Annotated in this window: 12 protein-coding genes; 7 read left to right on the forward strand and 5 right to left on the reverse strand. The window is 69.5% G+C overall.

Annotated elements, in window-relative coordinates:
• Positions 1-53 precede the first annotated feature (53 nt).
• On the forward strand, positions 54-800 hold the full coding sequence (locus B141_RS0108195) for a GntR family transcriptional regulator (RefSeq protein WP_020574675.1): 747 nt from the start codon (positions 54-56) through the stop codon (positions 798-800).
• Between the two features lie 35 nt (positions 801-835).
• Here the strand turns inward: B141_RS0108195 and B141_RS0108200 are convergent, their stop codons facing one another.
• Positions 836-1,474, reverse strand: coding sequence for a TetR/AcrR family transcriptional regulator (locus B141_RS0108200; protein WP_051114007.1), 639 nt, complete (start codon positions 1,472-1,474; stop codon positions 836-838).
• A 137-nt stretch (positions 1,475-1,611) separates the two neighbouring features.
• On the opposite strand from B141_RS0108200, the gene B141_RS0108205 reads away from it, so the two are divergent.
• The 3 genes from B141_RS0108205 to B141_RS0108215 are packed head-to-tail and all read left to right on the forward strand — an operon-like array spanning position 1,612 to position 3,570.
• The gene (locus B141_RS0108205; protein WP_020574677.1) at positions 1,612-2,247 is read left to right on the forward strand and encodes an NAD(P)-dependent oxidoreductase; all 636 of its coding nucleotides are present in this window, start codon (positions 1,612-1,614) and stop codon (positions 2,245-2,247) included.
• Positions 2,248-2,300: 53 nt separating this feature from the next.
• Complete coding sequence (locus tag B141_RS39535) at positions 2,301-2,720, forward strand: ester cyclase (RefSeq protein ID WP_020574678.1); 420 nt, start codon at positions 2,301-2,303, stop codon at positions 2,718-2,720.
• Between the two features lie 28 nt (positions 2,721-2,748).
• Entirely contained in the window at positions 2,749-3,570 is an 822-nt protein-coding gene (locus B141_RS0108215; RefSeq protein ID WP_084678172.1) for an SGNH/GDSL hydrolase family protein, read from the forward strand.
• A gap of 15 nt (positions 3,571-3,585) precedes the next feature.
• On the opposite strand, the gene B141_RS0108220 is transcribed toward B141_RS0108215, so the two are convergent.
• Complete coding sequence (locus B141_RS0108220; protein WP_020574680.1) at positions 3,586-4,716, reverse strand: amidase; 1,131 nt, start codon at positions 4,714-4,716, stop codon at positions 3,586-3,588.
• Between the two features lie 104 nt (positions 4,717-4,820).
• Between B141_RS0108220 and B141_RS0108230 the strand changes: the two genes are divergently transcribed.
• Entirely contained in the window at positions 4,821-8,162 is a 3,342-nt protein-coding gene (locus B141_RS0108230) for a S41 family peptidase (protein ID WP_020574681.1), read from the forward strand.
• Positions 8,159-8,713, forward strand: coding sequence for a Uma2 family endonuclease (locus B141_RS45385; protein ID WP_020574682.1), 555 nt, complete (start codon positions 8,159-8,161; stop codon positions 8,711-8,713). Before B141_RS0108230 ends, B141_RS45385 begins: the two co-directional genes overlap by 4 nt.
• 29 nt (positions 8,714-8,742) lie before the next feature.
• Here the strand turns inward: B141_RS45385 and B141_RS39545 are convergent, their stop codons facing one another.
• From B141_RS39545 to B141_RS0108250, 3 genes are all read right to left on the reverse strand, one after another.
• Entirely contained in the window at positions 8,743-9,270 is a 528-nt protein-coding gene (locus B141_RS39545) for a hypothetical protein (protein WP_020574683.1), read from the reverse strand.
• A gap of 128 nt (positions 9,271-9,398) precedes the next feature.
• The gene (locus tag B141_RS0108245; RefSeq protein WP_020574684.1) at positions 9,399-10,349 is read right to left on the reverse strand and encodes a phosphotransferase enzyme family protein; all 951 of its coding nucleotides are present in this window, start codon (positions 10,347-10,349) and stop codon (positions 9,399-9,401) included.
• A 74-nt stretch (positions 10,350-10,423) separates the two neighbouring features.
• A complete protein-coding gene (locus B141_RS0108250; RefSeq protein ID WP_020574685.1) occupies positions 10,424-13,432 on the reverse strand; it encodes an FAD-binding and (Fe-S)-binding domain-containing protein in 3,009 nt (1,002 codons plus the stop codon).
• A 14-nt stretch (positions 13,433-13,446) separates the two neighbouring features.
• On the opposite strand from B141_RS0108250, the gene B141_RS0108255 reads away from it, so the two are divergent.
• Positions 13,447-14,409, forward strand: coding sequence for an ornithine cyclodeaminase family protein (locus B141_RS0108255; RefSeq protein ID WP_020574686.1), 963 nt, complete (start codon positions 13,447-13,449; stop codon positions 14,407-14,409).
• Positions 14,410-14,472 lie beyond the last annotated feature (63 nt).

A 14,472-nucleotide genomic window follows, 5' to 3' on the forward strand; every position in this document is an offset into this window, starting at 1 on the left:
CTTCAGACCGGGGAGCACGTCAAATGAGCCACTCGCTTGCTAGCGTCACCGGCGTGAGGACGGGAACGGAGACGGGCTCCGGCACGGCCGCCCAGCTGGCGTACTCCCAGCTCGCGGACGCGCTGCGGCGCGGCGTTTACGGCAACGGCACCCGGCTTCCGGGTGAGCGTGACCTCGCGGCCCACCTGGGTGTGAGCCGTACGACGCTGCGCCAGGCGCTCGGCCGGCTCGCCGACGAAGGGCAGCTGGAGCGGTCGTCTCAGCGCGGGTGGTTCGTTCCCCGGCGGGTCGTAGGCGAGCCGCCGAGTGTGCTGCAGAGTTTCAGTGAGATGGCGCGGGCGCGTGGTCTGCGTCCCTCGTCGCACATCCTGGCGCGGTCCACCCGGCCGGCGACGTTCGACGAGGCGGACCGGCTGCGGATCGCTCCGTCCTCGACGGTGCTCGAGATCCACCGGGTACGCGGCATGGACGCGGTACCGGTCTGCGTCGACACCACGGTGCTGGTCGCGGCGCGGGTCGGGGGCCTGGTCGACGCCGACCTGGAGGACCGTTCCCTGTACGAAGCCCTGGAAGCCGTGTGCGGCGTGGTGGTCGCACGGAGTTCGTACGCCGTCCAGGCGCGGGCGGCCGACCGGCGGTCCGCCCGCCTGCTCCAGGTCGCGGAGGGATCCCCGGTGCTGGTCGGGCAGGAGGTCACCTACGACAGCGCCGAGGTGCCGGTGTTGACGAGTACGACGGTGTATCGCGGCGACGCGTACCGCTTCCAGGCTGACCTTTACCGTCCGCTGCGCGGCGTCTGAGTAGATCCTGGCTCACGGCCCGCGCTCGCTGGCGGTCAACCCGGCGCGGCGCCGCTGAGCAGGCTCCGGACCAGGTCTCTGGCAAACCGCTCAACCGACTGCTCCACCGCGTGCTCGCCGACGAATTGGGCCAGGAAGGCGTGCTGGAAGCAAGCGCCGAGCAGGAGCGCCGCGCCGGCTTCCGGGCGTACGGACCTGGAGATCCGCCCCAGCCGCTGCTCCGCCCGGAGGTATCCCGCCAGCGCGGTGTTGGCGAGGTGCGGGCCCAGGCCAGCGGCGCGAAGCCCGTCCCGGTGCCGCGCGAGCAACACCGGCTCGGAGAACACCGACGCCATCATGGGAATGCTCTGCTCGTAGAACGGCACCGCCTTCCGCGCGATGTCCTCCAGAGTGGCGCGGACGCTGCCGTGTCCCGCGCGTGCCGGAAGGTCGGCGAGGGTCTCGATGAAGCCCGACGGCAGGCGTTCACGCATGACACAGAAGAAGAGTTCTTCCTTGTCGCGGAAATGCTTGTAGAGCGTGGCTTCGGAATAGCCGGCGGCGCGGGCGATCTCCTTGGTCGTCGTGTGGGCGAGCCCGCGGGTCGCCATCACCTCGGCCGCCGCGGCCACGATCCGGTCTCTGGTCGGCGGTCGAGAGGGGCTCTGGGGCTGGGGGTGTCTTGGTGTGGTCATGGTTCGGGCGGTCCCGTCCCCTTCCTCCGGATGCTCAATAGTCGCGCGACTCCTGTGACCAGGATGCCTTGACAGGGTGGTGAGTGTTCACTCACCCTAGTGGTGAGTAAGCACTCACCAACCCGAGGAGGTCAAGGGTGCGCCTCACGATCTTCGGCGCGACGGGCGGCACCGGCCGGCAGTTGGTCGAACGCGCCCTGGCGGACGGCCACGAGGTGACAGCGGTCGCCCGGAAGCCCGAGAACTTCCCACTCGTCAACGAACACTTGCGGGTCGTGCGCGGTGACGTCCTCGACTCCGCGTCGGTCGAGGCCGCGGTGAAGGGGGCGGACGCCGTGTTGTCGGCGCTCGGGCCGCGTTCTCGGAAGGACCCACCGGTCTGCGGTCCTGGCGTCGCCAACATCCTGGCCGCGATGACGTCCGCCGGCATCCGCCGGTTCGTCGGCATCAGCGCCGCGCCGGTCCCGGTCCACGATCCGGGCGACCGGCTGCTCTACCGCCTCACTGCCAAGAAGATCCTGCGCGCGCTGTTGAAGGACGCGTACGCCGACATGGCGCGGATGGAGGACGAAGCGCGGCGCAGCGGCCTGGACTGGACGATCGTGCGGCCGCCCGCCCTCAACGACAAGCCGGCATCCGGCCGATATCGCACGGCCCTGGGCCGCAACCTACCTGGCGGCTACTTCATCTCCCGGGCCGACCTGGCCGCGGAAATGCTGCGCTCGTTGAAGGATCCCCAGACCATCGGCACGACAGTCGGGATCGCCTACTGAGCGGAGAACGTCTCGAGACCCGTCATCGATGACTGAAACGGAAAGAGACTCACATGACGATCAGTAACAGGAGCGTTGTCCGGCGCTTCTACGACGAGGTACTCAACCATGACAAGCCCGAGGTCGCTGACGAGATCGTCGCGCCCGACTTCGTGGTGCACGGCGGTCTGCCCAACCAGGCCACCGGTCCCGAGGCCTTGAAGGCGACCGGCCGGATGCTGCGGTCCGGGTTCGCTGACCTACGCTTCACGATCGATGATCTGGTTGCCGAAGGCGACCGGGTAGCCGTGCGTTGGACGATGGAAGCCACGCACACCGGTGACTACTTCGGGATCCCGGCGACCGGGCGGTCCATCGACCTGCACGCCATCGTGATCTTCCGGGTCGTCAATGGCCAGTTGACAGAGCTGTGGCCGCTCGTCGACCACCCCAGCCTGCGCCGCCAGCTCGAAGCACCCGCGGTCGCATCGTAGTGATCAGCGCGGGCGAAAGGCGAGTGTGATGCGGCGCAGGACTGTCGTGTGGTCGATTGTCGCGGCTGTGGCGGTGGGGCTGGCTATCTCTGGCACCGTTGCCTATCAGGCGCTGCTGCGCCCTCCAGACAGTTCTCTGCGGGAGTTCTTGGACCAGAACCACCGGGATCCCGCCGCGCAGGTGGTCGTGGTGGCGGGCGACAGCCTGACCCATGGAACGCTGAGCGCCGACTTTGTGGCAATGCTCAAGAACGACCTGGACAGCAAGGGATACGAGTTCGTCAATGCGGGAGCCAACGGGAACACCGTGGCGGACCTGCTCGGGCGCCTGGACGACATCGTCGACGCCAAGCCTGACCAGGTTGTTCTCCTTATCGGCGCCAACGACCTGCGCATACTCGACCCGGACGAAAAGACGCCAGCGGTGTTCCGCGCGGGCCTGGATCGGGTTCTCGGCCGGCTGCGGGCCGAAACGAAGGCCCGGCTTGCCGTGTTGTCGGTCCCGCCGCTTGGCGAGGATTCCGACAGCGCCCTCAACCAAGCGGTTGTGCGCCACAACAAGGTCCTCGCCGACATCGCGAAGAAGCACGGTGCGGCGTACCTCCCGCTCAACGAGCGCCTGACCGAAATACTCCGAGCCGAACGCACGCAGCCGGGCGAGCCTTACCAGCTACGGTTCAGCGTCCTGGTGGGTAACGCGTTCCGGCGCTATCTACTCCGCCAGAGTTGGGACGAGATCGCCGCACAGCACAGCCTCCTGGTGCTCACCGACAACATCCACCTGAGCGATCGGGGCGCTCGGGTGGTCGGTGACCTGGTTACGGATTGGCTGCTGGCGAAGGAGGAGTAGCAGTATCCCCTTGGGCTAGGGCTCGGAGACGAGGGCTGCTTCGACCTGGGCGCCCAGCGCGAGCAGCTCCTCTTCGGCGTACGCCGCGCCGACCAGCTGTAGTGAGGCGGGCAGCGCTCCGTCGGCGCGGGGTACGGGCAGCGCCAGCGCGGGAAGGCCGGTGAGGTTGAACGGCACGGTGAGGTAGGTCTTCCCGGCGCGTTCGCCGAGTCGCGGCGGCTCCACCGCCATTGTCGGCAGGGCCAGCACGCTGTGCGCGGCGAGGATCCCGTCGAGCCGAGCGGTGGCGGCCCGGCCGATCCGTCGGCAGGCGACCACGCGGGCGGCCGGGATCCCGCTGTCGTTCCTGATGTCGGTGGCGTTCCGCTCCTCGAGCCGGTCGGCGCGGTCGAGGAGGTGGCGGTGCGCCCAGTGCCCCTCGGCCCCCGCGAGGTCGTAGGCGGCTTGGAGCCAGGTGGACCAGTCTGGCAACTCGACGTCCGTGCTGACGAAGCCGGCGGCCGCGAGCGCCCGGTCGACCGCGGCGTCGATGCTGGGGTCGACGCCCGGCAGCCGTATCCGCGCAGCCGTCAGTGGAACGCCATCCCGCCCGGCCGGGGTGAAGCCCGGCTCGAGCATCCGCATCCCTACGACCGCGCCGGCCACGTCGCGGGCGAGCGGGCCCACCGTGTCGAGAGTGCGGGAGAACTCAAAGACGCCATGGGTAGGAATCCGGCCCGCGGTCGTCTTGAGACCGACGATCCCGCAGCAGGCGGCGGGCACGCGTACCGACCCGCCCGTGTCGGTGCCGTATCCCACGTCCGCCTCGTCGACGGCGACGGCGACGGCCGATCCGCTGGAGGAACCACCGGGGATACGGGTCGGGTCCAGCGGGTTGGCGGGAGTGCCCGTCCACGGATTGATGCCGTCGGCGTGCCGGCAGAGTTCGACGAGGTTGGTCTTGCCGACGATGCGGGCACCTTGACGGCGGGCGTGGACGACGACGGGCGCGTCCTGGGTGGCGGGTTCGGCGTCCTCCGCGATAGCTCGGCATCCGACGGTCGTCGGCGTACCAGCGACGTCGATGCAGTCCTTCACGGCGATGCGCGGGCCGTCGCCGGTGGTGTCGAAGCGGAGCAACCAGGTGGCGTTCACCGGGCCGATCATGCCGGTTCCTGACCGGTCCGCGACAGGTCTGGTCGGGAGCGCTGGATGTCGTGGGATCGGACTAGGCTCACCCCACGCGCGTTACAGGGAGGGGAACCCAACGTATGGTCGCGCCCGACGAGCCGAGCTACCTGCGATTTCCGACCATCTGTGGTGACAGCGTGGTGTTTGTCACCGATGACGACCTGTGGAGCACCTCGGTCGACGGTGGCCGCGCCTGGCGGCTGACCGCCGGCGTCGCCGAGGCGCGCCGGCCGCGGCTTTCACCGGACGGGAGTTCGATCGCGTTCGTCGGCGAGGAGGAGGGCCCGGGCGAGATCTACGTGATGCCGGCGACCGGCGGCACGGCCCGGCGGCTGACGTTCGAGGCGGCGATCAGCACGGTCGCCGGATGGATTGACAACGACACGATCGCGTACGCCACCACCGCCGGCCGGCCCATCCGGGGCGACTTCCGGTTGCGCCGCGTGAGCGTGCACGGCGGTCCGTCCGAGGAGCTGCCGGTCGGCCAGGCGCAGTCGATCTCCTACGGCCCCGGCGGTGGGGTCGTTCTCGGGCGCAACACCAGCGATCCGGCGAGGTGGAAGCGCTACCGCGGCGGCACCGCCGGCGATCTGTGGGTCGACCCGACGGGCGCGGGGGAGTTCCGCCGGCTGGTCGCCCTCGACGGCAACCTCGCGAGTCCCTGCTGGGTGGGGGAGCGGATCTTCTTCCTGTCCGATCACGAGGGCGTCGGCAACGTCTACTCCTGTACGCCGGAAGGCGACGACCTACGCCGGCACTCCGACCACGAGGACTACTACGCGCGCAACCTCGCCACCGACGGCACCCGACTCGTCTATCACTGCGCGGGCGACATCTACCTCCTTGATCCGGCTGAGGACGAGCCCAGGCAGATCCCGGTCTGGGTCGGTAGCTCGCGCACCCAGCGCAACCGGCAGTTCGTCTCTGCGGGCGACTACCTCGACTCCGCCACCCTTGGTCCTGACGGGAGCGACCTGGCGATCACCGCACGCGGCAAGGCGTTCTCGTTCGCTCACTGGGAGGGCGCCGTCCGCCAGCACGGCGAACCCGACGGTGTGCGCTACCGCCTCCTGACCTGGCTCGGCGACCACGAGCGGTTGGTCGCGGCGGCGAGTGACGATCGGGAGGAGGAACGCCTCGTCGTCCTGACCGCGGACGGCACCGCGTCGCCGCGGTGGCTCGACGACCTCGACGTCGGGCGGGTGGTCGAGTTGGCCGTCTCGCCGCACTCCGACGAGATAGCGCTGACCAACCACCGGCACGAACTCCTCCTGGTCGACCTCGGCGCCGAGGAGCCCGCGGTCCGCCGCCTCGACCACAGTGCGTACGCCGCGATCGGCGAGGTGATCTGGGCGCCCGATGGTCGTTGGCTGGCCTACGCGCGGCCCGACACCGCACAGACCCGGGGGATCACGATCTGCCGGGTCGAGACGGGCGAGACCTGGCCGGTGTCCCGCCCGGTCCTGCGTGACTACTCGCCGAGCTTCGACCCGGAGGGCAAGTACCTCTACTTCCTCGGCCAGCGCGACTTCAACCCGGTCCACGACGCGCTGCAGTTCGGGGCCGGCTTCCCGCTCGGCTCCCGACCATACGTCGTGACGCTGCGGCGCGACCTGGGTTCGCCGTTCGTTCCGGAGCCCCGTCCGCTGGTGAGTGAGGCCGCCGCCGCCCAGAAGAAGGGCGAGGAGGAAAACAAGGCGGAAGAGGAACGCAAGACCGAAGAGGAGCACAAGCCCGAGGGCGAGCCGGAGCGGCCCACGCCGGTCGAGATCGACATCGACGGGATCACCGACCGGATCCTGGCGTTCCCCGTTTCCGAAGGCCGCTACCAGCGGATCGTCGGCGTTCAGGGCAAGGCGTTGTTCTCCGGCTGGCCGGTGCAAGGGAGCCTTGACGACGCGGCGTACGAAGTCCACCCGGCCAGGGCCGTCCTTGACGTCTACGACTTCGAGACCCAGCGGAAGGAACGCCTGATCGACGGCATCTCCGACTTCTGGCTCGACCGCCGCGGCCAGACCCTCCTCTATCAGGCGGGCGAGCGGCTGCGGGTGCTCAAGGCGGGCGAGAAGGCGTCGGACGACGGTGACGACCCCCGCCGCGCGACCGGTTGGATCGATCTCGGCAGGGTGAAGGTCTCGGTCCGGCCGGGCGCCGAATGGCGTCAGATGTTCCGCGAGACGTGGCGGCTGCAGCGCGATCACTTCTGGGTCGAGGACATGTCGGGTGTCGCGTGGGACCAGATCTACGCGCGCTATCTCCCGCTCGTGGATCGGGTGTCCACCAGGTCGGAGCTGTCTGACCTCATCTGGGAGCTGCAGGGCGAGCTCGGCACGTCACACGCCTACGAGATAGGCGGGGCGTATCGCCAGGGACCCCACTACCGGCAGGGGTTCCTGGGTGTCGACTGGGCTTTCGATGCCGAGAGCGGTCGCTACCGGATCGGCCGGATCGTGGGCGGCGACCGCTGGGACCCCGAGGCCACCTCGCCTCTGAACCGTCCCGGTGTCGATATCGCGGTGGGCGACGTCGTTCTCGCGATCAACGGCCAGCCGATCGGGACCGCATCCGACGGCTCGCACCTTCCGCCGGGTGAGCCGCTGGTCAACCAGGCCGACGAGGAGGTGCAGCTGACGGTCGTCCGCGGCGACGGCGACCCGCGCACGGTGAGCGCGCGGGCAGTTGGTGCGGAGATGGCCGGACGCTACCGCGACTGGGTGGAGGCCAACCGCGCGTACGTCGCCGACCGCACTGGCGGCCGGGTGGGCTACCTCCATATCCCCGACATGGGTACGCGGGGGTTCGCGGAGTTCCACCGGGGATTCCTCCGCGAGTTCGACCACGAGTCGCTGATCATCGACGTTCGCTTCAACGGCGGCGGCAACGTCTCGGCCCTGCTGCTGGAGAAGCTGGCGCGGCGGCGGCTGGGATACGACTTCTCCCGGTGGACGCAACCCGAGCCGTACCCTCAGGAGTCGCCGCGCGGCCCGTTGATCGCCCTCACCAACGAGCAGGCCGGCTCCGACGGCGACATCTTCTGTCACGCGTTCAAGATGCTGAAGCTGGGCCCGCTGATCGGCAAGCGAACCTGGGGCGGCGTGATCGGTATCTGGCCGCGGCACGCCCTCGCCGACGGCACGGTCACCACCCAGCCGGAGTTCTCGTTCGCGTTCGACGACGTGGGCTGGCGGGTCGAAAACTACGGCACTGACCCTGACATCGAGGTCGACATCGCGCCGCAGGACTACGCCAGCGGAGACGACCCGCAGCTCGACCGGGCGATCGAGGTGGCGCTCGCCGAGCTTGTCGCCCACCCGCCGCACGCCCCCAGGGCCGTCGAACGCATCCCGCTGACCCAGCCGGCCCTCAGCCCGAGGGTGGCTGGAGCCCGGGGAGCTGGCGACGCCACCCCGGAGGACCTGTGACCGTTCTGCATCTCGAGTACAGATCACGCTGGACGGTCGCTGATCTGGAGCAGATCCCGGCCGAGTTCCGAGCCGAGCTTGTCAACGGTGCCCTCGTCCTGAACCCCGCCCGTAGCAAGCGGCATCAGCTTCTCATTCACCGACTGATCGATCAGGTCGAGTCGCAGCTGCCTGAGGGCTGGGTATGCACGTCTGACTTTGATGTGATCTTCGCGGATGATCACACCAGGCGGCCAGGCATGGCGGTCGTCCGTGAGGCCAGCTTCGATGTAAACCCCACGCCTCCGTCCGAAATCGCGATCATCGTCGAAATCGTTTCTCCTGGCTCGGAGGGCCCTGACCGTAACGACAAGCCGGAGGAGTACGCGGCCGCTGGCATCCCCGTGTACTGGCGGATCGAGACCAGGGGAACCCTCGCTCTCGTCGCGTACGAGTTGGTAGGAGACACCTATCTCGAGCACTCTCCAGCGACCGACATCTTCACCACCCGTCAGCCGTGGCCCGTGCGGATCGACGTTCCCGATCTGGGCCGGATCGGTCCCAAGCGCTAGCTCGTGGCCGCTGGGTTTGTGAGGGACCCTCAGGGAGTCTCGGACTTGTCCGAAGGAACGACACCCGCGTGCGCGGGGAACTGTCGGACAAGTCGTTGGTCCTGTGCGCTGTGGGCCCCCACCACTGCCCGGAAGTGATCCCGCGCCCCCGGCACGAACATCAGGGCCACCGCACCGACAACCGCGGCGACGTGCACACCCCGGCTCAGGGCGAAGAGAATCGAGAGCACCCCGGCGTTCTCGAAAGCGCCCTGGGGGGTTCCTTCGACCAGCCACGAAATCGGCTCGATCACCAGCGCGAGGGTGCCGATGCCGCCGATGATGAGCGTGAGCACGAGCCGGGCCACCTGACTGCCGCGTCGCATCGCGCCGGCGAGGATCAGCGTCGCGGCGAAGACGATCAGCCAGAGCCCGGCCCTGGTGCCCAGCCCGTCGCCGTAGGAACGACTGGTCCACGAGTCGACCAGGACCAGGACAGTTTCGACAATGCCCGCGCTGATCGCCGCGATCCACAGTCGGAATGACCACTGGACACTTGCGGGGACGGCCCTGGACACGATGATCCTTCCACTGGAAAGTGTTCTGTCACCGTCCACCCTGCGCCCGGGCGTACAGCACCGTCACTCCGGCAGGCCACCCAATCGACCCCAGGGAGATCCCTGACAGGACCCGCCGGAAGGGGCGCTCAGCCGCACTCCAGAAGGTCACGGGCGGAGGAACGGAAGTCGGTGAGGATCTGCTCGGCCCAGCCCTCCGAAAGGCTTTCGGTCCCGCGCCAGGCCGGCTTGTCGACAAGGTGGAAGCGCAGGTTGCCGATGGACTCGATCACCCGAAGCCACGGCAGCGCCGAGAGGTCGGCGGACCCGATCGTCCGGACGCTCCGGTAGCCCGCGGCGAAGGCATCGGCGAACGCCGTGGACAGGCAGGAGGTGAGGTCGCCCGCGCGCCATCCCACGGCGGCGAGGTCGAAGTCGTGGATCGTCAGGCCCTCGCCAGTCAGGTGTACGTTGTCCAGCGTCACGTCACCGTGCCGGATACCCCAGTCGAGGCCGAGTGCGGCGAGTTCGGTCATCCGCTGGCGGGCGAGTCCGCCGAGTTCCTTGACCAGAGCCTGGTCCTCGGGCTGGTTGGCGAGTTCCGGAAGGACCTGGGCGAGGGGTTCGTCGAGGGTGAGCTCGAGCCCGAAGGCCCGGCGAGAATGGGTCGTCCGAAAGTCCTCCGTCGCGCGGTGAAGCCGTGCCAGCAGGGCACCGTACGCGTGGTAGAGCTCGTCGTTCAACGGCGGCCGAGGTTTGTCTCCGTCGACGTACTCGGTCAGACCGAAGGGGCGGATCCCCTCGGGAGCGTCGAATTCACCGACGAGAGAGCCGCTGGTCAGCGGGACCACCCGGGCGACACTGATCCCCGAGGCAGCGAGGTGGGAGACGAGGTCGAACTCCCAGGCAACCTCGTCGGTCGACCAGCCGCCGGCGTGGTAGACCTTCAGCACGAAGCGCCCGTCCGCGCCGGTGAGGTCATAGACGTCGTTGACGAACGACCGCAGCAGCCGGCACTCGCGTACGTCGAGGCCGTACGCCCTCCGTACGAGGTCGCCAATCGCAGCGGGCTGGGGGATCGAACGCAGGACGTGGACCATGCCGCCCGACGCTAGGTAAAGCGGCCCGCAGATGTCCACGCGATTTGTCAGGAGGCTGAGAGGCCGCGGTGCCGTCACGAGGCCGGGGGCCGACTTTCCCTGCTGTCCGCGTCGACGCCGAGGGCCCGCGCGGCGATCTGTGCCAGGTGGGCCGGCTCGCGTTCACCTGCCTGGCGTACCTGCGTACGGCAACTGAACCCGTCGGCCAGCAGCACCGTTCCGTCGTCGGCCGCCCGGACGGCGGGGAGCAGTACCCGTTCCGCGCACGCCATGGAGACGTCGTAGTGCCCCTTCTCGAAGCCGAAGTTTCCGGCGAGGCCGCAGCACCCGGAGTCGAGTACCTCCGCCTCGACGCCGAGGGCGGCCAGCACCCGACGGTCGGCGGTGAAGCCGAGGTCGGCGTGCTGGTGGCAGTGCACCTGGACGAGTGCGCGCTGGCCGGGCCGGCGTACGTCGAGGTCGCCGGCGCGCTCGGCGAGGAGTTCGGCGAACGTCTTCGTCTGGCGCTTCAGAGTCGCCGCGTCTGCGTCGTCGGGAAGGAGTTCGGTCAGCTCGCCGCGGAACAACGCCGTGCAGCTCGGCTCCAGCCCGACGACGGGTACACCCGCGTCCAGCCAGGGCTTGAGCGTCTTCAGAGTTCTACGGAGGACCCGCTTGGCGACACCGAGTTGGCCGGTCGACACCCAGGTCAGCCCGCAGCACACCGGACGGTCGGGGATCTCGACCCGGTAGCCGAGGGATTCGAGGACTGCCACCGCATCCATCCCGAGGTCCGGGTCGAAGGCGTTGGTGAAGGAGTCGGGCCAGAGCAGCACCCGCGGAGCGTCGGCGGGCAGGACCTTCGCGGGCGCGGGACGTCGCCGGAACCAGCGTACGAACGTCCGCGGAGCGAACGCCGGGATGTCGCGCTCCGGTGCGATCCCGCCGAGCTTCTTCGCGAGGGCGGCGAGCGGCCGGACCCGGGTCGCGGCGTTGATCAGCCGAGCGAACGGCGCGGCCAACCGCAGCCACAGCGGCAAGAACCCCATCGAGTAATGCGAAGCCGGCCGGACGCGTCCCGCGTAGTGCTTGCTCAGGAACTCCGCCTTGTAGCTGGCCATGTCAACGTTGACTGGACAGTCGGTCTTGCAGCCCTTGCAGGACAGGCAGAGGTCGAGCGCCTCCCGCACCTCCGGCGAACGCCAGCCATCCTTGATGACCTCGCCGTTCGCCATCTCGAACAGCAACCGCGCCCGCCCCCGCGTGGAGTGCATCTCCTCACGGGTCGCGCGATAGCTCGGACACATCACGCCGCCCTCTGCGGAGACGCACTTCCCGACGCCCATGCAACGCCGGGTCGCGCCGAAGAAGCCGTCCTTGTCGTGGGCGAACGCGAGCGTCGTGCCGGCCTGGATCGTCGGCGGCGCGACGAAAACGCGCAGGTCCTCGTCGAGCTTGGCGGGTTCGACGATGCGCCGGGGGTTCATCAGGTCGCCGGGATCCCAGGCGGCCTTGAACTCCCGGAACGCGGTGAGGATCTCCGGCGGGTACATCCGGTCGAGCAGCTCCGACCGGGCCTGCCCGTCACCGTGCTCGCCGGACAATGACCCGCCGTGTGAGGTGACGAGATCCGCGGCGTCCTCCATGAACCGCCGGAATCCCTGGACCCCCTTCTCTGACAGCAGGTCGAAGTCGATCCGCACGTGGATGCAGCCGTCGCCGAAGTGCCCGTAGTAGATGCCCTTCCGGCCGTGCTCCTTCAGCAGCCCGTCGAAACCGCGGAGGTACGCACCGAGCCGCTGCGGCGGGACCGCCGCGTCCTCCCAACCGGGGTAGGCCTCGCTGCCGTCCGGCAGTCTCGTCGTACTCCCGGCACCCTCCTCGCGGACCCGCCACAGCGCCTTCATGTGGGCGGGGTCGCTGACCACCAGGCTGGTGGCGCCGTGCGACCGCATCACCCGGGCCACGGTCTGCGCGCCTTGTTCGGCCTCGGCGAGCGTGTCACCGCCGGTTTCGACGTACAGCCACGCGCCGCCCGGCGGGAGCGACTCGAGCACCGGGTTGGCGGGGTTGCGGGAACGCACGATGCTGACGATCTCCGCGTCCACGCTCTCGATGGTGAGCGGGTGCAGGTCGAGCAGGGGTACGACGTTGTCGGCGGCGATGAACTGGTCAGGGAATCCCAACACCGCAAGCGCCCGGGCCGCTGGCGCTTCGACCAGCTGGACCTCGGCTTCGAGCAACGTGGCGCAGGTGCCTTCGGTGCCGACCAGTGCCTTCGCCAGGTCGAACCCCTGCGCCGGGAGCAGTTGGTCGAGGTTGTAGCCGGAGACGCGGCGAGTCAGGTCCGGGAAGGTCGTTTCCACCAGGGAGGCGTAGCGGTCGCGGAGTGCCCGCAGGTCGCGGTACAGCCGGCCGATCCGTCCGGGATCGTCGCAAAGTCGTGCCAGCTCGTCCTCGGGCGTGGGTCCGGCGGTGAGCCGCGTACCGTCGGTGAGCACCACGTCCAGCGAGGCGACGTTGTCGACGGTCTTGCCCCAGGCCACCGAGTGTGAGCCGCAGGCGTTGTTGCCGATCATCCCGCCGAGGGTGCAGCGGTTGTGGGTCGACGGATCCGGACCAAACGTCAGCCCGTGCGCACCGGCCGCCTTCCGCAGATCGTCCAGGACGACGCCGGGTTGGACCCGAGCGCGCCGGCTCTCGGGATCGATGGCGAGGACGTTGTTGAGGTGCCGGCTGAAGTCGAGCACGACCGCGGTGTTGATGGCCTGGCCGCCGATGCTGGTGCCGGCGCCGCGCGGCAGGATGGGTACGCCGAGCCGATGGCAGACGTCAAGTGTGGCGAGTACGTCCTCGACGTCGCGGGGTTGGACGACACCGATCGGCGGGTGGCGGTAGTTGGAGGCGTCCGCGGCATACATCGCGCGGCTCGCCGAGTCGAACCGCACGGCTCCCCGGACGACCTTCGCGAGTTCGTCCCGCAGCGGCTGGGTCTGGGCGGCCTCGGCCTTGGTGGCGCTCTGCACGGCTCCGAGCCTTGCATGCGGCGGGCCGGGGTGCTCGAGGCGGGTGGCGGTGCCGGCTTCGCGGCCCGGTGACGGCATGGTCCACTTCTGCGGTGACGCTTCTCCTCAACCGCTCTGACCTTGCGTGGGTGCTCGACGTGGAGGTCTGCCTGGACGCTCTGCGGCGAGGATTCGCGGCGAACCAACCCGCCATATCGCCGCAACGGGTGCGTACCAACCTGCCGGGTCCGGGTACCGCGACCACGTTGATCCCGGGCCTGGTCGACGGCGTACCCGCCTACACGGTGAAGGTCAACGCGAAGTTTCCCGCGGCGAAGCCGGCACTGCGCGGCGTGGTCTGCCTGCACGATCTCGGGTCCGGTGAGCTGCTCGCCGTCCTCGACTCCGCGACGGTGACCGCCTGGCGTACCGGCCTGGCCGCCGCGCTCGGCACCGACCTGCTGGCCAGGCCGGACGCCGACCAGGTGGGCGTGATCGGCGCCGGTGCCCAGGCGAGTCTCGTCGTGCGCGGGCTGGCGCGGCTGCGGACGATCCGCCGGTTGGTGGTGTGTGACCTGGACGGCGAACGCGCCCGGACCTTCGGGGCGCCCGGGCTGCCAGCTGACCTCCACGCGGAGGTGCGTGCGGAGGTGCGTGCGGAGCCGGCCGCGGTGGCGGCCGAGTGCGGGATCGTCGTCCTCGCCACCTGGTCACGTACGCCGCTGCTGTCGCGGAGCGAGGTGCCCGCCGGCCGCCACCTCACCTCCCTTGGTGCGGACGAGCCAGGCAAGGTGGAGTTGGCAGCGGACCTCCTCCGGTCGTCGCGGGTGATCGTGGACGACGTGCATCTCGCGGCCGCCGCCGGTGCTCTGGGCAACGCCGGCCTCGGGCCTGAGCACGCCACCGGCACGATGGCCGACCTGATCGCCGGCCGGCTCGCGGGACGGGTCAGCCCGCACGACATCACGGTGTACGCGCCGGTGGGGCTGCCGTGGCAGGACCTCGCGGTGTCGTGGGTGGCGTACCAACGTGCCCGCGAGCTGGACATCGGTACGCCGTACGACTGGCTCGGTTAGCGCGTCCCCGGCCGCGCACGCCCTCGCAAACTTGACCTCAAGTCCGGTCGAGGTTCTAGCGTC

Source organism: Actinopolymorpha alba DSM 45243 (assembly GCF_000373925.1).
Classification (GTDB): Bacteria; Actinomycetota; Actinomycetes; order Propionibacteriales; family Actinopolymorphaceae; genus Actinopolymorpha; species Actinopolymorpha alba.